Genomic DNA, 24,086 nt, shown 5'->3' with positions numbered 1-24,086 from the left:
TGCACCGCGCCACCGCCCGCGCCCTCACCGGGTGCTGCCGCGCCTGCTGCCGGAGCGGAGCGAATGACCCTCAGCCGGTGATGTCGAAGCGCGCGAGGCGCTTGCGATCCCCGGCGTTCTGCAGGTCGAGCAGCTGGGCGTAGATCCCGCCGGAGGCGGCGAGCTCGGCGGGGGTGCCGATCTCGTCGATCCGGCCGTCCTCGAGGGTGATGATCCGGTCCACCGTGGCGATGGTGGAGAGCCGGTGGGCGATGATCAGCGAGGTCCGCCCCTCCATCAGCTCGTCGAGGCCCTTCTGCACCTGCCGCTCGGCGCGGGTGTCGAGAGCGGAGGTGGCCTCGTCGAGGACCAGCACGGGGGCGTCCTTGAGGATCGCGCGGGCGACCGCGACCCGCTGGCGCTGCCCGCCGGACAGCTTGAGGCCGCGCTCCCCGATGACCGTGTCGTAGCCGTGCTCGAAGCGGGAGATGAAGGCGTCGGCGTTCGCGCGCCGGGCGGCGTCGACGACCTCCTCGTCGCTCGCGCCGGGTCGTCCGTAGGCGATGTTCTCGCGGATCGTCCCGGAGAACAGGGAGGCGTCCTGAAAGACCACGCCGATCCGCGAGCGCAGCTGGTCCAGCGGCAGCTCGGTGCTCGAGCGCCCCACCACCTCGACGCTGCCCTCGCGCGGCTCGTAGAGGCCCAGCAGCAGGTTCACGATCGTGGACTTGCCGCCGCCGGACTCGCCCACCAGGGCGACCTTCTCGCCGCGGGCGATCTCGACGTCGATCCCGTGGAGCACGTCCTCGCCGTCCTCGTAGGCGAAGGACACCTCGCGGAAGGCGACCACCGGCGCCCCCGGCACCGGCTCGACGAGGTCCTGCGCCGGGGCGCCGTCCTCGCCCGCGGCGAGCATCGCGGCGGTGCGCGGGTCGACCGGCGTGGCCATCACCCGGAAGTAGTCGCGGCTGCCGGCGATCGCCCGCTGCGAGGAGTCGATCACCCAGCTCATCGATTCCACCGGGGCCTTGGCCATGCTCATCAGCTGCACCAGGAGCACCATCTCGCCGAGCGTGAACTGCCCCTGCACGGTGCGCACGAAGATGATCGCGTAGATCGCGAAGAACACCAGGTTCAGCACCGCCCGGCGCAGCACGTCCATGGTGTGCCAGTGCGTGGACTGGGCGCGGGTGAGGCCGTCGGTCGCGCCGAAGCGGCGGGAGAAGTCGGCGAGCTCCCCGCGCTCGCGCACGAAGGACTTCACCACGCGGATCTGGCCGATCACCTCGGCGAAGCGCCCCGAGGCGATGTCCACCTGCTCGTTCTTCTCGCCCTCGAGCCGCTGCCATTTCACGGAGGTGAGGGAGGTCAGCCACACGTAGACCGGGAACACGATCAGCAGCAGCAGCGCGAGCGGCCAGGCGTAGTAGGCGCTGATGCCCAGCACCGCCGCGGTGGTGATCAGCATCGCGGCGAAGGAGTTGGACATGGTCTTGGTGAACTGCGAGATCTCGGCGATCGAGCGGTTCAGCCGGGCGACGATCGTGCCGGTGATCTCCCCGTCGAACCAGCTCTGCGGGAGGTGCAGCAGCTTCTCGTAGTAGCGGGTCGAGAGGATCGTGCGCATCCGGTTGCTCAGCACGTCGCCGTACCAGCCGCCGATGTTGGAGACGACGGTGTTCAGCAGCTCGGCGACCAGCACCGCCCCGGCCAGCAGCAGCACGGTGCGCACCGCCGCGCCGGCCCCGGTCGCGTCCGAGACGGCGCCCGCCACCGTGTCGGTCGCCCGGCCGATGAGGAAGGGGACGGCGAGCGCCGCGAGTGAGGTCAGCACCGAGCAGATGATGACCGCGGTGTACAGGGGCGCGAGGGAGCGGGTGAAGCGCACGATGCGCAGCAGGGAGGACACGGACAGCAAGCCTAGGGGCTCGCGGGCCGCCTCAGTCCGCCTTGGGGCCGACGATCCCCAGGAGCACCCCGACGGTGACCCGCTCCCCCACGCGGCGGCGGCGCACCGCCCCGGTGATCAGCGCGTAGGGCACCAGCAGCACGAAGCCGACGGCGCTCACGAGCAGGATGGGGACCACGATCGAGCCGTCGTTGGCCCCGGTGCGGGCCACCAGCAGCGCCGCGGCGATGTTCCGCTGGCTGGTGAGGATCGCGGGCCCGTCGGGCACGGTGAGGGTCTCCCCGGCGAGGTCCCCCGCGGAGCGGCCGGCGAAGAAGGCGAGGGTCACCAGGCCCACCGCGACCAGGATCGCCGGGGACAGCAGCAGGTTCAGCAGCAGCGCGCTGTTCGACCCGAAGCCGGAGAGGAACATGAGCACCGCGGAGACCGCCGCGACGCTCCCGGCGATGCGGGCGAGCAGATCGGCGCGCGCCGGGAAGACCGCGGCGATCACGATGCCGGCGACCATCGGGGCGAGCATCGTGCCGACCAGGAGGCGGGCCACCGCCCAGCCGTCGACCTGCACGTCCTGCAGCAGGACGGGGACCACGAGCGGCATGAACACGATCGAGCCGAGCAGCAGCACCGCCATCGGCCCGGCGGTCTCCCCGTAGGGGATCTTCGCCATCGCCCCGAGCTGCAGCACGAAGGGGGCGCCCGCGGCGCACAGCGCGATGATGAACCCCTCCCCCGCCTTCTCCGGCAGGAGCGGGCTGACCAGGATCAGGATCAGGGTGCCGACGGCGGGGACCACGACGAAGTTCGCGCCGAGCACGGCGAGCACCGTGCGGCGGTCCCGCAGCTGGGCGGCGAAGGCGTGGATCGGGGTGCGCAGGCCCATCGACAGCATCGAGGCGATCGCGAAGATCGGCACGCTGATGTGAATCAGCGCCACCAGGACCGATTCGAGGGTGTGCACCGCAGAAGCCTACGCGGAGCCGGTGGCCTCAGATCCAGCCGTGCTCGGTCGCGGTGCGCACGGCCTCGGCCCGGTTGGCGACGCAGAGCTTCCCGATGACGGCGGAGAGGTGGTTGCGCACCGTCCCCTCGGAGAGGAAGACCCGGGCGGCGATGTCGGCGGTCGTGCCGCCGCGGGCCGCGGCGCGCAGAACCTCGGTCTCCTTCGCGGTGAGCGGGTTCGGGCCGACGGCGAGGGACTGGGCGGCGAGCTCGGGGTCCACCGCGCGCAGCCCCCGGTGCACGCGGCGGATCGCGTCGACGAGCCGGTCGACGGGGGCGTCCTTGACCATGAACCCGTCGGCCCCCGCCGCGAGCGTGCGCCGCAGGTAGCCGGCGCGGCCGAAGGTGGTCAGCACGATGATCCGGACGCCGCTCCCGCGGAGCGCCTCGGCGACCTCGAGGCCGTCGGCGGGGCCGGACTGGCCTCCGCCCCGCATGCCGGCGGGCATCTGCACGTCGAGCAGCAGCACATCGGGACGCTCCCGCTCGACCAGGTCGAGGGCCTCGGCGCAGGTCGCCGCCTCGCCGACGACCTCGAAATCCTTCTCGAGGCGCAGCAGGGCGGCGAGGCCGCTGCGCAGCAGGGCCTGGTCGTCGGCGAGCAGCACGCGCAGCGGGGCGCTCATGCCCGGCTCCTGTCGGGGGGCAGGCGGGCGATGAGCAGGGTGCCGCTCCCGCTCGGCGGGGGCGAGACGATCTCGAGGCTGCCTCCGGCCGCCTCGAGGCGCCGGCGCAGACCGGCCAGCCCGCTGAGGGCACGGGACGGCGGCAGGCCGGTCCCGTCGTCGAGCACCTGCACCTCATCCTCCTCGAGGGTGAGGGTGCAGCGGGTCGCGCCCGCATGCCGCACCACGTTCGTGACCCCCTCGCGGATCGCGTAGCCGAACAGCTCCGAGCGCTCCTCGGTCAGCTCGGGCAGCGCGGTGGGCGTGACCGCCTCGATCCCGGCGGCGCCGAGCACGCTGCGGGCCGCGGCGATCTCGTGCGCGGCGCGCACCTCCTGCATGCCGGAGACGGTCGTGCGCACGTCGGCTAGGGATTGGCGGGAGATCCGCTCGATCTCGCCGAGCCGGGCGCGGGCGGCCTCGGGGTCGGTGGGCAGCAGCCGTTGGGCCAGCTGGGCGGTGACGGTGATCGTGGTCAGCGAGTGCCCGAGGATGTCGTGGAGGTCCCGGCCGATCCGCTCGCGCTCGACGGCGACCGCGAGATGGGCGTTGCGCCGCTCGGCCTCATCGAGCCGCTCCTGCAGGATCCCGCGCTCGATGCCCTCGGCGAGCCCGAGGGACAGCACCAGGCCGACGAGGGCGAGCACCGCGGCGATCGGCCGGTCGGTCGTCGCGGCGCCGACGAGCACGGCCACGGCGATCACCGGGACCGTCACCCGCGCCCAGCGCAGCGGCAGGATGATCCCGTGCATGACCTGCTGGAACATCACCATGTTCAGCACCTCGAGGCCGATCACCCCCCAGAGGGCGCCGAGGAGGGCCCAGGCCGCGGCGAGCCACACCAGCCGGTCCCGGACCGGATAGGCGCGCAGCCCCGCGGTGTAGGCGAAGAGCACCGCGTAGAGCGCGCAGATCAGGGTCACCAGGAGCGCCCGCGGCACGCTCAGCTCGGTCCACGCCGGGATCAGGATGTACAGCAGGAACAGCAGCGAGGGCACGTTGTAGAACAGCGAGCCGCTGTCGAGCGCGGCGCGGTGCACCCCGCGCGGCGTGCGCGGGGGCGGCGGCGGCATGTCGGTCACGGGAGCATCCTCGCAGGCCTCAGCGGCGGGAGGCGCGGCGGGCGGCGCTGCCCAGCAGCAGGGCGCAGGCCAGCACCAGGCCCAGGGTCCAGGCCGCGAGGACCGCGAGTCCGCGCAGGGGCAGGTCCCCGCCGACGATCCCCCAGGCGCCGATCTCCCCGAGCCAGTAGGTGGGCAGCAGCACCGAGATCTGCTGCAGCCAGTCGGGGAACATCTCGAAGGGGAACCAGAGCCCGCCCGCGACGGCGAGCAGCATCGTGCCGATGGTCACCACGGGGCCGACGGCGCTGGGCTTCAGCGCGAGCCCCACGGCGAGGCCGAGCAGCACCATCGGGACCATGCTGATCCAGAGCACGAGGAGCACCCGCAGCGCCTCACCGGCGGTGATCTCCACCCCGGCGAGGAGCACTCCCGCGAGGATCACGCCGATCAGTGCGGGCAGCACGACGACCTGGGCGGCGATCAGCTTGCCGGTTACGAAGCTGCGCGGCTCGAGCCCCGCGACCATGAGCTGGCGCAGCCAGCCGTTGGTCCGCTCGACCTGGATCAGCGAGCCGGTGTTGAGGGCGGCGGTGAGCCCGCCGTAGGACGCCATGTTCACCATGATGAAGGTGCCGACGGTGGCCCCGCCGGGCAGCTGCTGGCCGCCGTAGATCTGGTCGAAGAGCAGGAACATGATCACCGGCAGACCGACCGTGAAGAACACGAAGAGCACGTTGCGGAGCGTGAGGCGGATGTCGGCGAGGGTGTAGCGGACGGTGCGGGTGAGCTGCGGGACATCGGCAGTGGTGGCGGTGGCGGTCATGAAGTGCTCCTGGTGGTCAGCTGGAGGAAGGCGTCCTCGAGGGAGGGCGTCCCGACGAGCACGTCGCGCACGTCGGGCCCGCCGGGGGCGAACAGGGCGGCGAGGGTCGCGTCGGAGTCGCTCGTGGCGAGGCGGATCCGGCCGTCCTCGAGCAGCTCGGTGCCGCCCACCCCGGGCAGGCGCTCGAGGTCATCGCCCGTGGCCCCCGAGCCGAGGGCGAGGGTCACGACCCGTCCGCCGATGCGTTCCTTGATCTCCGCCCCGGTGCCGTCGGCGACGAGCCTCCCGGCTCTCATCACCACCACGCGGTCCGCCTGCTGGTCGGCCTCCTCGAGGTAGTGGGTGGCGAAGACGATGGTGCGGCCCTCGACGGCGACGGCTCGCATCGACTCCCAGAAGCGGTGCCGGGTCCCGACGTCCATCGCGACCGTCGGCTCGTCCAGCAGGATCACCTCGGGGTCGGGGAGCAGGGCGAGGGCGAAGCGCACCCGCTGCGCCTCGCCGCCGGAGAGCTTCGAGGTGTTCCGGCGCAGGAGGGGCGCGATGTCTGCCCGCTCCACGACGTCGTCGATCGGCAGAGGGTGCGCGCACACCGCGGCGACGAGCCGCAGCAGGAGGCGCACCGGCACGTCCTCGAGCAGCGTCCCGTTCTGCAGCATCGCCCCGATCAGCCCGCGCCGGGCGGCCTCGGCGGGCGGGACGCCGAGCACCCGGACGGTGCCCGCGCTCGGGGTGGCGAGGCCCAGCATCATCTCGGCGGTGGTGGACTTGCCGGCTCCGTTGGGGCCCAGCAGGGCGAGGATCTGGCCGCGCGGCACGGTGAGGTCGAGGTGGTCCACGGCGGTCACCGGGCCGTAGGTGCGGCGGACGCCGCGGAGGTCGAGGGCGGGGGTGCTCGAGGTCATGCCCCTACTGTGCGGGCGGATCCCGCCCCGGTCCCATGACAGCTGTCATGCTGTGTCGATGCTGATCAGACAGGTGATGCTGCGCGGTGCGGACGCGCCGACGGATCTCCGCGCGACTGCGGGCCGGATCGTGGAGATCGGCCCGTCCCTCCCTCGGCGCGCGGGCGAGGAGGTCCACGAGGCGGGCGGCGCGCTCGCGATCCCCGGGCTGTGGGATCAGCACGTGCACGCGGGGCAGACCGCGCAGGGCTACGCCCGGCTGGACACCGCGGGGGCCGCCTCGACGGCGGAGATCGTCGCGCGCGTCGCGGCGGTGCTCGGGGCGGACCCGGTGCTGGTGGGCTTCGGGCACCGACTGGTGGATCTCGCGGGCGAGCCGACGGTCGCGGCCCTGGACGCGGTCGGCGGCGACCGGGTGCCGGTGGTGCTGATCGGCGGCGATGCGCACCATGCGTGGATGAGCTCCGCGGCGCTCGCCGCCCTGGGCCTGCCGCCGCGCGCGGGCATCGTCGCCGAGGACGAGTGGTTCGACGCGGTCGCCCGGCTCGAGGAGCTGCCGGGGGTCGCCGCGGGCCTCGAGGCGGGGATCGACCGGCTGCAGGAGGACGCCCTCTCCCGGGGGCTCGTGGGCCTGACCGACATGGAGTGGGGCGAGACCTGGAGCCTGTGGCGGCGCCGCGACGAGGAGGGCCGGGTGCGGATGCGGGTGCGCACCGCGACCTACGCCTCGGGGCTTCCTGCCGTCCCGGGGCCGACGGGCACGGTGCTCGGTCCCTCGGGCCTGGTGACGATGGGACCGTTGAAGGTCATCGCCGACGGCTCCCTCGGCTCCCGCTCCGCGTACTGCCGGCATGCGGGCGGACCCGTCGGCGTGCTCAGCGACTACGCCCTCGAGCTGCCGCAGTTGCTGACCCGCGCGGCGCAGCTCGGCCTCGAGCCGGCGATCCATGCGATCGGGGACGCGGCCGTCGGTGTGGTGCTCGACGCCTTCGCGGTCACGGGGGCGAGGGGTCGGATCGAGCACGCCCAGCTGCTGGCCGACGAGGACGTGGCCCGGATGGCGAGGCTCGGGGTGCGGGCGTCGGTGCAGCCGGCGCACCTGCTGGACGACCGCGACCCCACGGAGGAGCTGATGCCCGGCGCGGCCCACCTCGCCTACCGCTTCCGGGACCTGCTCGCCGCCGGCGTCCCGCTGCTCTTCGGCTCCGACGCCCCGGTCGCGCCCGTCGACCCCTGGCTCGCGATGGCCGCCGCGGTGCACCGCAGCGCCGACGAGCGCGAGGCCTGGCACCCCGAGCAGGCCCTCCAGCCGCACGAGGCCCTCCTCGCCTCGACCGACGGCATCGACGCGCTGCGCGTCGGCGGCCCCGCGGACGTGGTGCTGCTCGCGGAGGACCCCTTCGAGGAGGTCCCCAGTGCCGCCGCGGCCCGCGAGGCGGCGGCCCGGCTCAGGGAGGTGCGGCCCCTGGCGACCATCGTGGCCGCCAGGGGCTGAGGGGCCTCAGGCCTTCCGCGCGAAGAGGTCGAAGAACTCGTCCGCGAGCAGCACCTCGACGTCGCTCGGCAGCGCCTCGACGAGGGCCACCACATCACTCGGCGTCCAGCTCCAGGCGTTGATCAGCCCGGCGAGGAACAGGGGTCCGTTCCCGTCGTGCGCCTCGATCCGCTCGAGGATCGCGTTCACGTACACATCGACCGATCCGGCCGGGTAGAGGATGCCGATCAGCGGCACCGCCGCCCCCGGTTCGCTGATCGCCCCGGACTCGTCGGTCTGCAGGATGCCCCGCAGGTCGACGTCGGCCGCGTACTGCTCGAGCACCCAGTCCGGCAGCGGCTCGGCGGGTTCCCCGGGCCGCGGGGTCGAGTACGCGTAGACGACGTCGAGGCCAGTGCGCCGCTGGTAGTCGCCGGAGAGCCGGGTGAACACGCCCCAGTCCTCCTGCGGCCACGAGTCGCCGTAGGTGTACCCGGCCCCCGAGGGTCCGCACACCAGCAGGTCGTTCTCGGTCGCGGTGTCCTGGAAGTGCTTCAGGATCGCCGGGCCGATGTCCTCCAGCAGCGGGGAGACGGTCCAGTTCATCGGCACCGCCCCGCGCCCGGCGTCGTCCCACAGCTCGCGCATGTGCCGCTGGCAGTACTGGATGTTGTCGCCCTCGCCGATGGTGAGCGTCAGATAGGTGCGGTCCTCGACCGAGCGCTGCGAGGGCTTCGCGGGCTTCGCCCGGGTGTTCGCGCGCATCGCGGAGAGCACGGTCGCATTCACGTAGAAGTCGGCGGCCACGACGATCACGGAGGCGCGGCTGCACAGCTCGACCCCGGACCACTCGCCGGCGACGTCGTTGCTGAACCAGCCCGCGTAGACCGTGCCCGGCTCGACCTGGGCGAGCAGCTCCTCGAACTGGCTGCCGCTGTCTCCCGAGGGCGGGAGCCAGCTGACCAGGGCCCCGGTGGCGACCGAGAAGTCGCGGAAGGAGGCGAAGGGCTCGACGCGCGTCGGCGCCTGATCGGTCGCGGAGACGACGAACTGGTTCTCCAGGGTCAGCGCGGCGCTCAACGCCGCCGTGCCCTCGGGGACCGCGAAGCGGTAGATCATCCGCCCGCCGCCGTCGGCGAAGCGCAGGCCCTCCTTGGTGGAGGAGCCGCTGCCGTCGAAGAGGAACCCCTCCTCGCCCGGGGTGTTCGGCACGAAGGAGGCGATCACCTCCCCGTCGGCCGTGACCTCGACGCCCGTGAGCGCCGGACCCCAGCCGTCGCTGGTGAAGCCGTCGGTGAGGCGCACGAACACCTCGCCGGTGCCGAGCGCGCCGGAGAGGTCCACCGTGTAGGTGTCGAGGTTCGAGGAGTCGGTGACGTGCTCCGGCTCGCGCAGCAGCTCGGTCCATTCGATGCCGGCGACGGCGACGGTCTGCGTGGGCGGCAGGCCGACGAGGATCTCGTGCGTGCACTCGGGCCAGAGATTCGCCATCGCCCAGTCGTGGACGGCGGCGGGGTCGTCGGCGAAGCGCCCGCTGAGGTCCTCGAGGATCGGCAGCGAGAAGCGCTCGGCCTGCTCGGCGCTCGCCACGACGCCGCCCCGCAGGCCCGCGAGGGTGGTCGCGAGGTTGACGGTGTGCGGGGACGCGAGGTCGTAGACGACGGCGCCCGTGATCCGGTCGCGATGCTCCTCGACCAGCGCGAAGGGGTCCTCGAGGCGGCGGGCTCGCACCGGCAGGTCGGGCAGCCAGGTCTCGTCGACGTCGTCGAGGATCACGTACACCTCGGGGCGGTCGCGGTTGACGAGGCCCTGCAGGGTGATGAGCAGCAGCCGGTCGAAGCCGTCGAGCTCCCGCAGGTCGGCGACGGTGATCTTCCCGGCACCGCTGAAGGAGGGGAACACCCGCCCGTCCTTCCAGCGCACGCCGCGGCCGGGCCGTGGACCCTCCGCGCTGGCCGGGGCCGTGGTCAGGGCACCGAGGGCCGCGGCGCCGGCGGTGGCGGCCATGAGCCCGCGGCGGGTAAGGGTGCGTCGGGAGAGGGGGTGATGCAGGTCGGACGTCATCGTCGACTCCTGGATCGGGGATGGGACCTGCACCCTAACCACGGCGACCGCAACGTGGGAAGGGGAGGAACTGGACCGGTTAATCAGTGGCGTCGACGCCGGCACCCCGCCTACGGTGCTCCCAGCGCGTCCCGATCGGGCCGCCCCTGAGGGAAGGAGGAGCTGATGAGCGTCACCGTGCTGACCCCTGCCGTCCGCCCCTTCCCTCAGGAGAATCCATGACCCCGATCGACTTCTTCCTTCCCGAGCTCGACGACGACCAGCGCTGGTCCACCTGGCCCGAGACCGCGCACACCCTCGACCGCGGCCCGCAGCCCTTCCCCGCCTGGGTGGTGCAGCACGACGGCGCGATCGACACCGAGCTCGGCATCCTCAAGACCGGCAAGGAGGCCGACGCCTTCCTGCTCGAGCGCGGCCTCCCGCAGGAGCTGTGCACCGGCGCCCCCGGCGAGGTGACGCTGCTGGTCGCCAAGCGGTACCGCGACCCGGACCAGGTCACCTTCCACCGCTCGAGCGCCTACACCGAGGGCCGCCGCACCAAGGACTCGCGCGAGGCCCGCGCGATCGCGAAGGGCACCGCCTTCGGCCGTAAGGCCGCCGCGGGCCAGTGGGCCCGCACCGAGTTCGACGCCCTCGGCCGGCTGTGGGAGGCGGGCATCCCCGTCCCCTATCCGGTGCAGATCCAGGGCACAGAGCTGCTGATGGAGTTCATCGGCACCGACGACGAGCGCGGCGCGGTCGCCGCTCCCCGGCTGCAGGAGACCCGCCCCTCGGCCGACGAGGCGGAGCGCTGGGCCCGGCACCTGCGCGAGGCCGTCGCGGAGATGGCCCGGATGGGTCTGGTCCACGGCGACCTCTCGCCCTACAACGTCCTGATCGACACCCGGCAGACGGAGCCGGACCCGGTGATCATCGACGTCCCGCAGGTCATCGACCTGATCGCGAATCCGCACGGCCGGGAGTTCCTCGAGCGCGACTGCCGCACGCTCTGCACCTGGTTGCGGGCGCACGGCGCTCCGGAGTCGGCGACCGATCCGGAGGACTGGATGCCCTGATCAGCCCTCTCGCAGCCGCCGCCACTCCTCGACGGCGTCGTCCCCGTCCCAGGCCGGGGCGAGCATCCGCTGGAAGGGGTGCTCGCGCCGGTCCTGGTGGACCCGGCGGGTGAAGTCCGCGGCGTACTCCCGCACGGCCTCCTCGTCGCGCAGCTCCGCGAGGGTCTCCGCGCGACGCTCGAACTCGCGGCGCAGCAGCACGACGACGGGCAGCACCGCCTCGGGGTCGATGTCCCCGCTCTCGAGGCGTTGCTTGACCCACCAGTCGGGGTCGTGGGTCTCCGGCAGCCGCAGCGGCTTCCCCGCGAGCGGCGAGCCGGCGAGGTCGAAGGGATCGGGATCAGCCACGGATCTGCCCGTCCCGTCGGGCCCGGCGCAGCCCCTCGAGGCCGATCACCGTCGTCCACGGCCCGCGCAGCAGCTGCTCGCCGGGCCGGCAGTTGTCGGCCGCCGCGAGGCGGGCGGCGAGGTCCGGGCGCTGCGTGCGCAGCATGCCGTGGGCGCGCAGCTCGTGCAGCGGATCCGAGGCGATCACGATCCGATCCGCGTCCTCCAGGAAGGGCACCGTGCACGCCATGTTGTCCCAGGTGGACCGGCTCTGGGTCTCGAGCGCGACCTCCCCCTCGAAGCCCAGGTGCTCCCGCAGGTGCCGCGCCATCAGCCCCGCCTCCGAATGCGCCCCGCGCACCGCCCCGCCGCTGAGGACCAGCAGCGAGGACGACGCCCGAGGGTCGCGGGAGCGCAGCCCCACGTCGAGGCGCCAGCGGTTGACCGCATTGAGCTCGGTGCCGTCGTTGCCGTAGCCGAGGACGACGATCACCTCCCGCCCCGTCGGATCCGTCGGCCGCAGCGCCGCGCGCACGCGCCGCGCCCCGAGGCCCGCGGCGACCTGTCCGGCCGCGAGCACGAGCCCGGTCGCGCCGAGCCCGACGAGCAGCAGGCGGCGGATCACCGGCCCTCGGCGAGCGCCGCGAGGTTCTCGATCGAGGCGGCGAGCATCTCGGAGGTGGTGCGGGAGGAGCGGGCGATCCGCGCCTCGTCGACCAGCCGGGAGAAGTCGTAGGAGTGGGTGACGAGGGTGCGGTCCTCCGCGAGCGGCTCGAGCTGCCAGATCCACTCGTGACCGGGCGGCTCCTCGCCCGCCGGCGCGGTCAGCCACGCGATCTCGCGCCCCTCGACGAAGCGGGTGACGTGGTTGTCCTTCTGCTTCCCGGAGGTGTTGCGCATCGTGAAGACGTCGCCGACGGCGGTGACCCGCTGCCCCTCGGGGGCCTCGGCCAGGTTGCCGTTGCCGTCCCAGCGCGGCTGCTGGGCGGGATCGGCGATCAGCTCGAAGAGGGCGGCGGCGGGGGCGGCGATCTCGCGGGAGGCGGTGCGCAGGGTGCTCATGCGCCCATTCTCCCCTGGTAGCCCACCTCCCGGTGGGACACCCGGTAGCCGAGCTTCTCGTTGATCGAGATCATCCACGGGTTCACGTGCGAGTTGAAGGTGACCAGGCTGCGCACCTCGGGCGCCCGCTCGGCGAGCAACGCGTGGGTCGCGACCTTGAGCGCGAGACCCAGGCGATGCCCGCGATGATCGGGCATGACCAGCGTGTTCTCCTGCCAGCCGAGGCTCGCCCCCGGGGCGGTCTTCACGTGGACCACCGAGTTCCCGGCGATCGTGCCGTCGGGGGCGACGGCGACCGACTGGAACTGGGTGATGCCCTGCTCGGCGAGCCGCCGCTCCCCCGTGCGGATCCGCTCGGGCGTGTATTCGGGGGCCTCGTACTCGATGTCCTCGTCGGGGTCGTCGAGGTCGAGCTGGCGCAGCAGCGCCCCGTAGGAGGCCAGGTGCTCCTCGGGGGCGGGGCCGTCCCAGATCTCGATCCGGTACCCGCCCTGCCGCTCCTCCGCCTCGGCGCGGAGGGTGTCGAGCAGCGCGGCCTCCAGCGGCAGGTCGCGCCGACGGCACACCCCGATGTTCTTCCGGCTCACGCCCAGTCGGGCGGCGAGGCGGTTGACCGGCAGCGCGGGATCGTCGGGATCCCCGTCGGCCGGGATCTCGCCCCACGCGCCGACGAGCGGCCGCCCGGACTCCGCGATCGCGGGCCGCAGCGCCTCCTCGACGATCGCGGTGCCGATCCCCCGCCCGCGATGGGCCGGATGCACGCTCAGCCCCACCTCGACCAGCTCGGTGTTCTCCTGCAGCGGGAGATGCACCGACCCGCGGCCGACGATCATCTCGCCGCCCTCGAGCCCCTCCGCGACGGCGACCCAGCGCTGGGCGCGGGAGTACTCGGTGTCCTCGCAGGCCAGTCGGCGCTCGGCGACGGAGTACGGCTGGACGCCGCCGAAGGCGTCGAGGTCCAGGGCGTCGTCCAGGGCGTTGAACTGCTCGAGCTCGGCGTCGGAGGCGGTGTCGAGAAGACGGATCGTGACAGACATGGGGGCAGTCGACCACGCCGACGAGGGACGGCGCGAGCGTTTTTCCCGGCACCCTTGACCCTCCCCCGGGGACAATCCGGAGGGTGGTCACTGCCGGGACGGACTCGGCGCCCGGAAGGAGAACCGATGGACGGGACACTGCTGAGCATCGGGGAACTGGCCGCCGCGAGCGGTCTCAGCCCCAAGGCGCTGCGCCTGTACGACGAGTCGGGGCTGCTGCCCCCGCGTCGGGTGGACCCGTTCACCGGCTACCGCTCCTACGGACCGGATCAGATCGATCGGGCGCGGCGCATCGCCGCGCTCCGGGGGCTGGGCATGGGCCTGGCCCGCATCCGCGTGGTGTGCGATCTCGACGACGACGCAGCCGCCGCCGCGGAGCTGCGCTCCTGGTGGCGACAGGAGGAGGCCGACGCCCTCTCCCGCGCCGCCGTCGTCGCCGACCTGGTCCGTGACCTCGGGAAGCATCACTCGGAGGACATCATGACCACTTCCACCACCACGTCCACGACCACCCCGCGCACCGCCTTCGCCCTGCACCAGGGCCTCGAGCGGCCCACCCAGGAGGACGCCGTGCTGATCCGCGAGCTGCCGGGCGGCCGGGTGCTGCTCGCCGTGGCCGACGGCTTCGGCGGGGCCGACGATCTGTCCGCGCGACTGCTGCGGACCCTGGCCGACGCGGTCGAGGCGGCCGCCTCGGCCCCGCCCCTGGCCGCCCTCGAGACGGCCTGGATGGCGGTGGAAGCGCTGGTCCCGACCTCCGACGCCGCGGGCTCGACCCTCTCCGCCGCGCTGCTGGAGGGCGACCGCCTGCACGTGGCCCACCTGGGCGACACCCGGATCTCGCTCGTGCGCGCCGGACGCCTCGAGCACATCACCCAGGACCACACCCAGGTGCGCTCGCTCCTCGAGGCGGGCCGGCTCTCTCCCGAGGAGGCGGCGGCGCATCCGGACCGACGCCTGCTGAACCGGGCGCTCGCCGCGGGCGCCCCGACGGCTCCGGACCTGCTGGTGCGCCGGCTCGAGCCGGGCGATCTGGTGCTGCTCTCCTCCGACGGCCTGCACGCCGTGGTGGATCCGGCGGACCTCGCGGAGGCGCTGGCCGCGGAAGGAGAGGATCTGGAATCCCTCGCGACGCGATTAGTCGATCTCGCACTGGACGCCGGCGGCCCGGACAATGTGGGGGTGGCCCTGGCGCGGGCGTGATGTCGGGGCGCGGAGGAATTCTCCGGAGTTCTCGGAGTTTGGGGAATTTCCCTCCGCCCCACCCCGCCCCCGACCCCTGGCCGACCCCGGACTCCACGCCCACCACCTGCGACGACATCCTCGCACAGGGGTCCGACAGACGAGTTCGCCCGTCCACAGAATGCGATTTTCGGGGCAACCGTTCCTCCCCACAACAGGGTTATCCACATATTCATCCCCATTCGGCGATCGGCCTTCCGTCGGGCTTTCTCGGCTTATATCCTGGGAGCATCGATCGGGCCGGCACCAGCGGCCCGCAGGGGTGAGGGGAGGTGGGGCGGATGGGCGACTTCGTGGACGACCACGACGCGAGCTCGCTCCTGCCTCCCGTCGCCCGCCCGGCGCTGCCCGAGTGGACGGTGCGGGCGCGTCGGCCGCTGACCGCGGAGCGGATGCTCGAGGAGGTCGCATCGGGCAGCGTCGAGGCCGGCCGGGTGCTCGCGCTGCACCGTGCGTCGCTCGCCCGCACCCGGATGTACGCCCACCATCTGCGCCTGCTCGCCACCTTCTTCCGGGAGGATCCGGAGGTGCAGGGCCGCCCCGAGGACGCGGATCTCAGCGCGCTCAAGGTCGCGGTCGGGCTGCGGCTCACCCTGGACCAGGCCTGGGGCCAGGTGCGCGATGCCCGCACCGCGGTCGAGGTCATGCCGCTGACCTTCGAGTACGTGCGCCGCGGGGAGCTCCCGGAGTCGATGCACCACCGCCTCCTGCGCGCGGTGCGCCGCCTCACCGACGAGCAGGCCGCCGAGGTCGACGCGCACCTGGCCACCCTCGAGCTGCCCTCGGTCTCGGTGGACACCTTCACCCGGCACCTCCGGCTCGCCGTGGACCTCGCGACCGCCGGCGCCCTCCCCGCCCCGCACTCCGAGAGCCGGGGCGTGGAGATCGTCGACGTCGACACCGCCTCCGGCACGGCCTCCCTGCTGGTCACCGGGCCGATCCTCGAGATCAAGGGGCTCGCGCACCGGCTCGACGTCGCCGCGCGCGCCGTCCAGGAAGCCCAGCGCCACGCCCTCGAGGAGGGGGCCGAGGGGCCGCTCCCCTTCGACCTCGACCAGGACCTCGCCGCGCGCGGTCGCCCCCACTCCTTGAACACGCTCCGCTACGCGATCCTCACCCACACCGTGCTGGACACGGATCCGGTGCAGGAGACCGCCTCGCCGTACCGCCTCCTGGTGACGGTTCCCGTCATGACGCTGCTCGGCCGGGACGACGCCCCCGCCCTGGTCGAGGGCACCACACCTCTCCCCGCGGAGCTGGCCCGCGACCTCGCCGCCGGGGAGGCCACCTGGACCCGGATCCTCACCGACCCCGTGACCGGCGCCTATCTCCCCGCGAGCGCGACGACCTATCGGCCCTCCGCCCAGATGCGGCTCCAGCTGCGGCTGCGCCACCCCGTCTGCGCGGTGCCCGGCTGCTCCCGTTCCACCGCGCTCGCCGCGGAGGACGACCACGTCCTCGAGTTCGACCATGCCGATCCCGCCCGCGGCGGGCCGACCGCCCTGGAGAACCTGCACCGCCTGTGCCGCACGCACCACCGGCTGAAGACCGCCGGCGGGATCGATCCCACCCGGGACCCGGGAGAGACCGGCATGCCCCTGCGCACCACCTGGACCCTCGATGACCAGCTCCGCACCCGCAGCGAGGAGGCCGTCGACCTGCTCACCCCGCACACCGTGCGGTTGCTCGAGCACGCCCGGCAGGAGCACGAGCGCCGCGCCGCCGAGGCTCGCGCCCTCCACGCGGCAGAGAGCAGCAGGCCCCCCGGCGAAGGGATCGCGCAGCAGCGACGTGCTCTGCTGGACCGCCACCGGGGCCGCCGGGTGATCCCGCGGTCGACGCCCCCGCCCGGCGACCCGCCGTACTGACCGGGCCTGGCACAATCGCGGGCATGACTTCCCCGCACCCGTCGTCCGCAGCGTCGCGGTACCGGTCCCTGCTCTCCCCGCTGGACCTCGGTCGCCTCACCCTGAAGAACCGTCTCGTCATGGGGTCCATGCACGTGGGCCTCGAGGACCATCCGGGGGATCTCGCCCGCCTTTCCGCCTTCCTCGGCGAGCGTGCCCGCGGCGGGGTCGGACTCATCGTCACCGGCGGCCACTCCCCCAACCGCTCCGGCCGCCTCACCGCCGGCGGGGCACAGGCCGACGAGCGCACCATGACCCGCCACCAGGTGATCACCCGCGAGGTGCACGACGCCGACGGGCGGATCATCCTCCAGCTGCTCCACGCCGGCCGCTACGCCGCGCAGCCCCTCGCCGCCTCCCCCAGCGGCGGCCGCTCCCCGCTCTCCCCCTTCCGCAGCCGGCGCCTCACCCGGCGTGGCACCCGACGCACCGTCGAGCAGTTCGCCCTCGCGGCCCGGCGCGCGGTCGACGCCGGCTACGACGGGGTCGAGCTGATGGGCTCCGAGGGTTATCTGCTGAACCAGTTCCTCGCCCCCGCCACGAACCGCAGACGGGACCGCTTCGGCCGGGGCGCGGAGGGCCGGCGCGCTCTCCCGCTCGCCATCGCGGCCGCGGTCCGCGACGCGATCGGCGAGGACGCCCTGCTCAGCTATCGCATCTCCCTCCTCGACCTGGTCCCGGGCGGGCAGACCTGGGACGAGACCGTGGTGCTCGCGAAGGGCCTCGCCGAGCGCGGCGTGGACGTCCTCTCGACCGGCATCGGCTGGCACGAGGCGCGCGTCCCCACCATCGTCACCTCGGTGCCGCGCGGGGCCTTCGTGCCGCTCACCGCCCAGCTGCGGAGCGAAGTAGACGTGCCCGTCATCGCCTCCAACCGGCTGCACGATCCCGACCTCGCCGAGCAGGTCATCGCCCGCGGCGAGGCCGACCTGGTCTCGATGGCCCGCCAGTTGCTCGCCGACCCGCATCTGCCGCGCAAGCTTGCCGAGGGCCGCTCCGGGCAGGTCGTCGCGTGCATCTCCTGCAACCAGGCGTGCCTCGACAAGGTCTTCGTCGGGAAGCGGGCGAGCTGCCTGGTGAACCCCCGCGCGGCCCACGAGACGGAGCTGGTGCTCACCCCCGTCGCCCCGCGACGGGTGCGGAAGGTGGCGGTCGTCGGCGGCGGTCCCGCGGGTCTCGAGGCGGCCCTCGCTGCCGCCGAGCGCGGGCACGTGGTGACCCTCTTCGAGGCGACCGAGGAGCTCGGCGGGCAGCTGCGCCTCGCCGCCCGCATCCCCGGCAAGGAGGACTACGCGCTCGCGCTGCGCTCCTGGAGGATGCGGCTCGCCGCGGCCGGCGTCGGCATCCGGCTGGGGATGCGCCCCACCCCCGCGGACCTCGCGGGCTTCCACGACGTGATCGTCGCGACCGGCGTCGCCCCTCGCCCCGTGGACCTGCCGGGCTTCGCCCCGTCGGCCGAGCCGCCCGCCGCGGGGCCGCAGGTCGTCACCTACCAGGACCTGCTCGAGGAGCGGGCGGTCGCCGGCGAGCGCGTCGCGATCATCGGCGCGGGCGGGATCGGCGTCGACGTCGCCGAGTACCTCACCTCCGCGATCCCCTCCCCCACCCTCGACGCGCGTGCCTGGCGCGAGCACTGGGGCGTCACGGACCCCTCGGCCGTGCGCGGCGGCGTCACGGCCGCGCCGCAGCGCACCGAGGCCGACGACGGCCGACGCGCCCGCGAGGTGCACCTGCTGCAGCGCAAGGAGACGAAGATCGGCGCGGGCCTCGGGCGCACGACCGGCTGGGTGCACCGGGCGGAGCTGCGCCGCGCCGGCGTGATCCAGCATCGCGGCGTCACCTACGAGCGCATCGACGAGCAGGGCCTGCACCTGGTGGAGGACGGCGAGGCGCGCGTGCTCGAGGTGGACACCGTGGTGCTCTGCGCCGGTCAGGAGAGCGTCGCCGACCTCGCCGCCGAGCTGGGCGCCGGGGCCTCGCGCACCTCGCCCCGGGTGCACGTCGTCGGCGGGGCGGACCTCGCCGCCGAGCTCGATGCGGAGCGCGCCATCCGGCAGGCCGTCGAGGTCGCCTCCGCGCTGTGACCGGGCCCCTACACTCGGGAGCATGCCCCGCGTGCTCCACACCGCCCAGGCCCTGGTCGACGTCGTCGTCGAGGTGGACGCCCTGCCGCCGCGCGGCGGGAACGCGAACGTCCGCCGCGAGCAGTGGTACGCGGGCGGGGCGGTGACCACCCTGCTGGCCGCGGCGCGGACCGGTGCGGAGGCGGTGCACGGCGGCGCTCACGGCGTCGGCCGCCACGGCGACCTGGTGCGGGAGCGGCTCGCGGCCGACGGGGTCGCCCTCAGCGACGTGCCTCGCGAGGACGCCGACACGGGCTACTGCATCGTCATGCTCGAGCCCTCCGCCGAGCGCACCTTCCTCACCGTCTACGGGGCGGAGCGGCAGGTCAGCGCCGAGTCGCTGGCCCGTCTCGCGCCCGCCCCGGGCGATCTCGTCTGCGTCTCGGGCTACACGCTGTTCGAGCCGACGCGGGAGCCTCTGCTGGAGTTCCTCGAGTCGCTGCCGGACGGGGTCGAGGTGGTGCTCGACCCGGGTGCGCCCTTCGCCGAGTTCCCCCGTGACCTGCAGGACCGGGTGCTGGCCCGGACCACGGTGTGGACCTCGAACGCGGACGAGGCGCGGGCGCTGACCGGGCTGGACGCCCTCGAGGACACCCCACAGGCGCTGCGTCGACGGATCGGATCCCATGCGGTGGTGATCGTGCGCGACGGCGATCGCGGTTGCCTCGTCTTCCACCACGGCCGCGGTACCGAGATCCCCGCCTTCCCGCAGACGGCGGTGGACACCAACGGGGCCGGCGACACCCACACCGGGGTGCTGCTCGCGGAGCGGGCGCTCGGGGCGGACTGGGAGTCGGCCGCGACGCGCGCCAATGCGGCGGCCGCGATCGCCGTCACCCGCCGCGGCACCGAGTCGGCGCCCACCCGCGCCGAGGTCGACGAGTTCCTGGCGTGAGCTCCTTCCACGACTTCACCGCGCTCACCGCGGACGGCGAGCCGTACGCGATGAGCCGCCACCGCGGCGAGCACGTCCTGGTCGTCAACATCGCGACCGAATGCGCGTTCACCCCGCAGCTGGCGGGGCTGCAGGAGCTGCACGAGCAGGGGCTGACGGTGCTCGGCTTCCCGTCGGACCAGTTCCGCCAGAACCCCGGCAGCGACGCGGAGACCGCCGAGCGCTGCTCCACGGGCTACGGCGTGACCTTCCCGCTGTTCTCCGCGGTGCAGGTCAACGGGCCGTCGGCCGATCCGCTGTGGCAGTGGCTCGTCGCGCAGCGGGCCGGGGTGCTGGGCGGCCGGATCTCCTGGAACTTCACCAAGTTCCTCATCGGCCCTGACGGCCAGGTGCTGCGGCGGTACGCACCGCCGGTGCCGCCGGCGCGCATCGCCCGCCGCCTCTCAGCCGACCTCCGGTAGCGTGGGTCACAGTCCGCACCGAAGAGATAGGGGGCCTTCGTGGAAGGCATCGTCGTCACTCTGATCGTCATCGCCGTCGTGGTGGTGGTGCTGATCGTCATCCTCGCGCTGCTTTTCGGCGGTCTGCGCACGTCGATCATGTTCACCGTCCACTCCTCCGAGGCGGTGATCGTGGAGAGCTTCGGCAAGTTCAAGCGGGTCGCCTCGGCAGGTCTGAACTTCAAGACCCCGTTCGTCGACTCGATCACCCGCCCCATCTCGCTGCGCGTCCAGCAGCTCGAGGTGAACATCGAGTCCAAGACCAAGGACAACGTGTTCGTGACCGTCCCGGTCGCGGTGCAGTACCAGATCCAGGAGAACCAGGTCGTCGACGCGTACTACAAGCTGTCGAACCCCGAGGCGCAGATCCGCTCGTACGTCTTCGACACGGTGCGCTCGGCCCTCTCCGGCCTCGAGCTGGACGCGGCCTTCGAGTCGAAGGACGACATCGCCCGCAGCGTCGAGCAGACCCTCTCCGAGCGGATGCTCGAGTACGGCTTCCGGATCATCAACACCCTGGTGCAGGACATCTCCCCGGACCAGCGGGTCCGCGACTCGATGAACTCCATCAACGCCGCCCAGCGCGACCGCGTCGCCGCGCAGTCCCTCGCGGAGGCGGACAAGATCAAGCGCGTCACCCAGGCCGAGGCCGAGGCCGAGTCCAAGCGTCTGCAGGGTGAGGGCGTCGCCGCCCAGCGGAAGGCGATCGCCCTGGGCATCGCCGAGCAGTACGAGATGCTGCGCAAGGTCGGCATCGAGAACTCGGCCGAGCAGCTGCTGCTGATGACCCAGTACTTCGACACCATGCAGGACGTGGCCCGCAACGGCCGCTCCAACGTGCTGTACCTGCCCAGCAACCCCGGGGCCGTCGGCTCGATGGGCGACGAGATCCGCTCCGCCATGCTGCAGGCCCAGGCCGCGCACCAGGCCGACCAGGACGCGGATGCGGACGAGCACCAGGAGCGGCAGCGGATCTCCGCCGAGCAGCTGCGCGCCCAGGAGGAGCGGCGCCGCGAGCAGGCCCGCTCCCAGGCCGAGCAGGCCCAGCGGGAGGCGCAGCGCGCCCAGGCCGAGGCGCAGCAGCAGCAGCGGCGCGTGCCCGGCTACCCCGGCGGCTCGGTGCCGCCGTGGGCGCGGCCGGGCAGCGCCGAGCAGGGCTGAGGCAGGGCTGAGGCAGGGCTGTTCACCGGGAAGTCGCCGGACCTGCACGGTCGCTACGGCTACCGGGAGGGCGTGCCCTTCCCCGACGCCGACCCGGTGACGCTGCAGTCCACGCTGCGCGACCACGGGTACCAGACCTTCGCGGTGGGGAAGATGCACGTCTTCCCCGATCGGGCGCGCTGCGGCTTCGACGAGGTGCTGCTGCACGACGGCTTCCTGCACGCGGCTCGCCGCGCGGCGCGCGGTCCGGGCGACGACTACGTCGAGTTCCTGCGGCGGGAGACCGGTGATCCGCGGGCGGATTACCAGGACACCGGCATCGGCTGCAATGCGATGACCGCTCGGCCGTGGGAGCGGGAGGAGCGGCTGCACCCCACCCGCTGGGTGGCGGACGAGTCGCTGCGCTTCCTCGAGCGACGCGATCCGACGAAGCCGTTCCTGCTGTACATGTCCTTCCATCGGCCGCATGCGCCCTTCGATCCGCCGGCCTGGCTGTGGGACAAGTACCGCGACCGGCCGGGTCCGCCGCGGGCGCACGGCGAGTGGGTCTCCCGCTTCGACGAGCACCGGCGGGACTTCGGTTCCGAGTCGGAGTTCGGGGCGCAGAAGGAGAGCACCCACGAGCAGGTGCGGGCCGGCTACTACGGCTCCATCGAGTTCATCGACCTGCAGCTGAACCGGCTGCGGGAGGCCCTCTCCGACCAGGGGCTGCTCGAGGACACCGTGATCGCGGTGGTCTCCGACCACGGCGAGATGCTCGGCGACCACGACATGTACCGCAAGTCCGTCGGCTACGAGGGCTCGGCGCGGGTGCCGTTGCTGCTGCACGTGCCCGAGAGGTTCCGTGACGGCTGGGGCGAGGGTGGCGAGGTCGATCCGATCGCGGAGCTGCGCGACCTGATGCCGACCCTCCTGGGACTGGCCGGCGTGCCGGTGCCCGAGGGGGTCGACGGGAAGGACCTGCGCGCGGCGAGCCACGGCCGGCCCGTGCGGGAGCACCTCCACGGCGAGCACCTGATCAGCTCGCTCGGCCACCACGGCCTGCACTGGATCCGCTCGGAGCGGCACAAGTACCTGTGGTTCTCGGGCGACGGCCACGAGCAGCTCTTCGACCTCGGGTCCGATCCACGGGAGGAGCACGACCTGGCGGCCGATCCGTCGGCCGCCGCGGAGCTCGCGCGGCATCGGGCGCTGCTGGTCGCTGAGCTCGAGGGCCGGGAGGAAGGCTTCGTCGCCGACGGCGAGCTGGTCCCCGGCCGGCCGCTGCAGTCCGAGGCGAGCTGGGTGCGGGAGATCCGACTCTCGTCGGAGCAGGTCGCGACCAGCGGGTGAGTCGCGCGGGGTCGCTCCTGCGCTGAGGTGGGGGCATGAGCGACTACACCGCGGAGAAGAAGCTGGCCCGGAACGTCGGGATCACCATCGCCTGGTGGGCCCATGCGGCGATCCGCCTGCTGCTCGCCGTGGTGTTCTTCTACTACGGCGGGGCGAAGCTGGTGTTCGGCCAGTTCGGGTTCTCCGACACCGGCGACGCCCTCATCGCCCACGGCGAGATGAGCCCCATGGGGCTGCTGTGGCGGATGGTCGCCTTCTCGCCGCTGTTCCAGTTCCTCGCCGGGCTCGCGGAGTTCGGCGCCGGGCTCGCCCTGCTGTGGCGGCGCTCGGTCCCGCTCGGGGCGCTGCTCGGCGCGGCCTCCATGTCGCTCGTGCTGGTGCTCAACCTCGGCTACGACGTGATGGTGAAGACGCCGACGCTGATCTACCTGGTGCTCTCGCTGATCGTGCTGATCCCGTGGCTGCCGCGGCTCACGCGGGCCTTCCTGACCAGCGGCGAGATCCCCCAGGGCCCGTCCCCGCGGCTGATCCCCTGGCGGCCCGCCGAACGGGTCGGGTCGATCGCCGGCCCGATCGCGGCCCTGGCTCTCGCGGGGCTGTGCCTGTGGGGCATCTCGGGGCACTACGCCCCGCGCTCGGTGGACGAATCGGTGCCCGCGGGCGTGTGGAGCGTCGCGTCGGACACCGCCGAGCCCGCCGCCCAGCTCTCCGAGGACACCCGGTGGAGCGCCCTCGCGCTGGGGTCGATCTCCAGCGGCGGCGAGGCGCGGGCCCAGCTGCGCCAGGCCGACGGCACCCTGCTCACCGGCACCTGGCGGCGGCTGGACGGCTCGCAGATCGAGCTGACGCTGCTGGACCTGCGGGAGGAGGGCCAGCCGATCCAGGAGTACCTCGCGGCGGAAGGTGAGACGCTCGTGCTCACGGTCGAGGAGCAGGGAGACGGCACGCTGCACGTCACCGGCGAGGGCCAGGACCTGGTGCTCGCCCCGGACGAGTCCGGCAGGATGCTCTACGATCGCGGTTTCAGCTGGGGGATCCGGGGGGATGATCCCTTCAACCGATGAGGGGGAGGCCATGAGGCCACTGGGCGTGACGATGATCTGCGGGTCCCTGGTGTGGCTCGTGGTGCCCATCCTCGCCGCGATCACCGCGGTGATCGCCGGCATCACCGTCCTGCACGGAATCGGTGAGGTGCTGACGCCCACCCCCACCGGGGTGGAGGACAACCGGCGGCTCACGAACGTCACGCTGCTCGGGCTCGTGCTCACGGGGATCGCGGCGGTAGCCGGCCTGCTGCTCGACGTGGTCACGACCGTGCTCGCCGTCCCCCGGGCGCGGGAGCTGGCGGGGGTGATCGCGCTCGTGTCGGTGGGCATCGGCGGACTGGGTGTGGTGCTGCCGACGGCAGCCGCCATCGGCGCGCAATATGCCGGATGGGGCGAGGCCTCCTCCTTCCTGGGAGTGCTCGCGGGGACGATCCTGTTCCTCCTCGGGCCGGCGCTCCGCATCGTCGAGCTGGTGGTCGGGGCCATGGCTGTCCGCCCCCTCCCCTAGGGTGAGCGC

22 protein-coding genes are annotated in these 24,086 nt (G+C 73.2%); 11 read left to right on the top strand and 11 right to left on the bottom strand.

The features are described 5' to 3' along the window. Nucleotides 1-70: 70 nt before the first annotated feature. From V1258_RS13055 to V1258_RS13030, 6 genes are read right to left on the bottom strand one after another with little or no spacing between them, the layout of a single operon-like run. Entirely contained in the window at nt 71-1,888 is a 1,818-nt protein-coding gene (locus V1258_RS13055) for an ABC transporter ATP-binding protein (protein WP_329750091.1), read from the bottom strand. A gap of 31 nt (nt 1,889-1,919) precedes the next feature. Then, on the bottom strand, nt 1,920-2,846 hold the full coding sequence (locus tag V1258_RS13050; protein WP_329750090.1) for a Na+-dependent transporter: 927 nt from the start codon (nt 2,844-2,846) through the stop codon (nt 1,920-1,922). Nucleotides 2,847-2,874: 28 nt separating this feature from the next. Further along, nucleotides 2,875-3,513, bottom strand: coding sequence for a response regulator transcription factor (locus tag V1258_RS13045; RefSeq protein ID WP_329750089.1), 639 nt, complete (start codon nt 3,511-3,513; stop codon nt 2,875-2,877). After that, entirely contained in the window at nt 3,510-4,625 is a 1,116-nt protein-coding gene (locus V1258_RS13040) for a sensor histidine kinase (protein ID WP_329750152.1), read from the bottom strand. Before V1258_RS13040 ends, V1258_RS13045 begins: the two co-directional genes overlap by 4 nt. A gap of 28 nt (nt 4,626-4,653) precedes the next feature. Further along, nucleotides 4,654-5,439, bottom strand: coding sequence for an ABC transporter permease (locus tag V1258_RS13035; RefSeq protein ID WP_329747023.1), 786 nt, complete (start codon nt 5,437-5,439; stop codon nt 4,654-4,656). Next, nucleotides 5,436-6,344: an ABC transporter ATP-binding protein gene (locus V1258_RS13030; RefSeq protein WP_329747022.1), complete on the bottom strand. Its 909-nt coding sequence runs from the start codon at nt 6,342-6,344 to the stop codon at nt 5,436-5,438. Before V1258_RS13030 ends, V1258_RS13035 begins: the two co-directional genes overlap by 4 nt. Before the next feature lie 58 nt (nt 6,345-6,402). Between V1258_RS13030 and V1258_RS13025 the strand changes: the two genes are divergently transcribed. Next, complete coding sequence (locus tag V1258_RS13025) at nt 6,403-7,839, top strand: amidohydrolase (protein WP_329750088.1); 1,437 nt, start codon at nt 6,403-6,405, stop codon at nt 7,837-7,839. Nucleotides 7,840-7,845: 6 nt separating this feature from the next. On the opposite strand, the gene V1258_RS13020 is transcribed toward V1258_RS13025, so the two are convergent. After that, nucleotides 7,846-9,882, bottom strand: a complete 2,037-nt coding sequence (locus V1258_RS13020; protein WP_329750087.1) for a GxGYxYP domain-containing protein — start codon at nt 9,880-9,882, stop codon at nt 7,846-7,848. Between the two features lie 218 nt (nt 9,883-10,100). Here V1258_RS13020 and V1258_RS13015 point away from each other — a divergent pair, with 218 nt between their 5' ends. Then, complete coding sequence (locus tag V1258_RS13015) at nt 10,101-10,937, top strand: serine protein kinase RIO (RefSeq protein ID WP_329750086.1); 837 nt, start codon at nt 10,101-10,103, stop codon at nt 10,935-10,937. On the opposite strand, the gene V1258_RS13010 is transcribed toward V1258_RS13015, so the two are convergent. Genes V1258_RS13010 through V1258_RS12995 form a run of 4 tightly spaced genes read right to left on the bottom strand, consistent with a single transcriptional unit; the run spans nt 10,938 to nt 13,363 of the window. Continuing rightward, nucleotides 10,938-11,285 carry a DnaJ family domain-containing protein gene (locus V1258_RS13010; RefSeq protein ID WP_329750085.1) on the bottom strand — a complete coding sequence of 116 codons (348 nt, stop codon included), beginning with the start codon at nt 11,283-11,285 and terminating at the stop codon, nt 10,938-10,940. Then, on the bottom strand, nt 11,278-11,889 hold the full coding sequence (locus V1258_RS13005) for a YdcF family protein (protein ID WP_329750084.1): 612 nt from the start codon (nt 11,887-11,889) through the stop codon (nt 11,278-11,280). Before V1258_RS13005 ends, V1258_RS13010 begins: the two co-directional genes overlap by 8 nt. Beyond that, nucleotides 11,886-12,326, bottom strand: a complete 441-nt coding sequence (locus tag V1258_RS13000; protein ID WP_329750083.1) for an SRPBCC family protein — start codon at nt 12,324-12,326, stop codon at nt 11,886-11,888. Before V1258_RS13000 ends, V1258_RS13005 begins: the two co-directional genes overlap by 4 nt. Continuing rightward, complete coding sequence (locus V1258_RS12995) at nt 12,323-13,363, bottom strand: GNAT family N-acetyltransferase (protein ID WP_329750082.1); 1,041 nt, start codon at nt 13,361-13,363, stop codon at nt 12,323-12,325. Before V1258_RS12995 ends, V1258_RS13000 begins: the two co-directional genes overlap by 4 nt. A gap of 126 nt (nt 13,364-13,489) precedes the next feature. Between V1258_RS12995 and V1258_RS12990 the strand changes: the two genes are divergently transcribed. The 9 genes from V1258_RS12990 (at nt 13,490) to V1258_RS12950 (ending at nt 24,077) form a co-directional block, all read left to right on the top strand. Then, nucleotides 13,490-14,566, top strand: coding sequence for a MerR family transcriptional regulator (locus V1258_RS12990; RefSeq protein ID WP_329750081.1), 1,077 nt, complete (start codon nt 13,490-13,492; stop codon nt 14,564-14,566). 320 nt (nt 14,567-14,886) lie between these two features. Next, nucleotides 14,887-16,473 carry an HNH endonuclease signature motif containing protein gene (locus V1258_RS12985; RefSeq protein ID WP_329750080.1) on the top strand — a complete coding sequence of 529 codons (1,587 nt, stop codon included), beginning with the start codon at nt 14,887-14,889 and terminating at the stop codon, nt 16,471-16,473. A gap of 23 nt (nt 16,474-16,496) precedes the next feature. After that, entirely contained in the window at nt 16,497-18,596 is a 2,100-nt protein-coding gene (locus tag V1258_RS12980) for an NADPH-dependent 2,4-dienoyl-CoA reductase (RefSeq protein WP_329750079.1), read from the top strand. A gap of 22 nt (nt 18,597-18,618) precedes the next feature. Beyond that, the gene (locus V1258_RS12975; protein ID WP_329750078.1) at nt 18,619-19,530 is read left to right on the top strand and encodes a PfkB family carbohydrate kinase; all 912 of its coding nucleotides are present in this window, start codon (nt 18,619-18,621) and stop codon (nt 19,528-19,530) included. Then, nucleotides 19,527-19,991: a glutathione peroxidase gene (locus V1258_RS12970; RefSeq protein WP_329750077.1), complete on the top strand. Its 465-nt coding sequence runs from the start codon at nt 19,527-19,529 to the stop codon at nt 19,989-19,991. The genes V1258_RS12975 and V1258_RS12970 overlap by 4 nt, the downstream gene beginning before the upstream one ends. A gap of 39 nt (nt 19,992-20,030) precedes the next feature. Next, nucleotides 20,031-21,191, top strand: a complete 1,161-nt coding sequence (locus tag V1258_RS12965) for an SPFH domain-containing protein (protein ID WP_329750076.1) — start codon at nt 20,031-20,033, stop codon at nt 21,189-21,191. Between the two features lie 18 nt (nt 21,192-21,209). Continuing rightward, a complete protein-coding gene (locus V1258_RS12960; RefSeq protein ID WP_329750151.1) occupies nt 21,210-22,523 on the top strand; it encodes a sulfatase-like hydrolase/transferase in 1,314 nt (437 codons plus the stop codon). A 35-nt stretch (nt 22,524-22,558) separates the two neighbouring features. Then, on the top strand, nt 22,559-23,587 hold the full coding sequence (locus tag V1258_RS12955) for a DoxX family protein (protein WP_329750075.1): 1,029 nt from the start codon (nt 22,559-22,561) through the stop codon (nt 23,585-23,587). 10 nt (nt 23,588-23,597) lie between these two features. Next, nucleotides 23,598-24,077 carry a hypothetical protein gene (locus V1258_RS12950; protein ID WP_329750074.1) on the top strand — a complete coding sequence of 160 codons (480 nt, stop codon included), beginning with the start codon at nt 23,598-23,600 and terminating at the stop codon, nt 24,075-24,077. The last annotated feature ends 9 nt before the right edge of the window (nt 24,078-24,086 follow it).

It is taken from the genome of Brachybacterium sp. J153 (genome assembly GCF_036311905.1).
Lineage (GTDB): Bacteria > Actinomycetota > Actinomycetes > Actinomycetales > Dermabacteraceae > Brachybacterium.
The sequence above is the reverse complement of the archived record's forward strand: the minus strand, read 5'-3'. Positions and strand labels throughout refer to the sequence as shown.

Bases quoted from the DNA above. Each gene is read 5' to 3' on its own strand.
- V1258_RS13045 (WP_329750089.1), bottom strand. From the start codon at position 3,513: ATGAGCGCCCCGCTGCGCGTGCTGCTCGCCGACGACCAGGCCCTGCTG.
- V1258_RS13040 (WP_329750152.1), bottom strand. From the start codon at position 4,625: ATGCCGCCGCCGCCCCCGCGCACGCCGCGCGGGGTGCACCGCGCCGCG.
- V1258_RS13035 (WP_329747023.1), bottom strand. From the start codon at position 5,439: ATGACCGCCACCGCCACCACTGCCGATGTCCCGCAGCTCACCCGCACC.
- V1258_RS13030 (WP_329747022.1), bottom strand. From the start codon at position 6,344: ATGACCTCGAGCACCCCCGCCCTCGACCTCCGCGGCGTCCGCCGCACC.
- V1258_RS13025 (WP_329750088.1), top strand. From the start codon at position 6,403: ATGCTGATCAGACAGGTGATGCTGCGCGGTGCGGACGCGCCGACGGAT.
- V1258_RS13020 (WP_329750087.1), bottom strand. From the start codon at position 9,882: ATGACGTCCGACCTGCATCACCCCCTCTCCCGACGCACCCTTACCCGC.
- V1258_RS13015 (WP_329750086.1), top strand. From the start codon at position 10,101: ATGACCCCGATCGACTTCTTCCTTCCCGAGCTCGACGACGACCAGCGC.
- V1258_RS13000 (WP_329750083.1), bottom strand. From the start codon at position 12,326: ATGAGCACCCTGCGCACCGCCTCCCGCGAGATCGCCGCCCCCGCCGCC.
- V1258_RS12995 (WP_329750082.1), bottom strand. From the start codon at position 13,363: ATGTCTGTCACGATCCGTCTTCTCGACACCGCCTCCGACGCCGAGCTC.
- V1258_RS12990 (WP_329750081.1), top strand. From the start codon at position 13,490: ATGGACGGGACACTGCTGAGCATCGGGGAACTGGCCGCCGCGAGCGGT.
- V1258_RS12985 (WP_329750080.1), top strand. From the start codon at position 14,887: ATGGGCGACTTCGTGGACGACCACGACGCGAGCTCGCTCCTGCCTCCC.
- V1258_RS12980 (WP_329750079.1), top strand. From the start codon at position 16,497: ATGACTTCCCCGCACCCGTCGTCCGCAGCGTCGCGGTACCGGTCCCTG.
- V1258_RS12975 (WP_329750078.1), top strand. From the start codon at position 18,619: ATGCCCCGCGTGCTCCACACCGCCCAGGCCCTGGTCGACGTCGTCGTC.
- V1258_RS12955 (WP_329750075.1), top strand. From the start codon at position 22,559: ATGAGCGACTACACCGCGGAGAAGAAGCTGGCCCGGAACGTCGGGATC.
- V1258_RS12950 (WP_329750074.1), top strand. From the start codon at position 23,598: ATGAGGCCACTGGGCGTGACGATGATCTGCGGGTCCCTGGTGTGGCTC.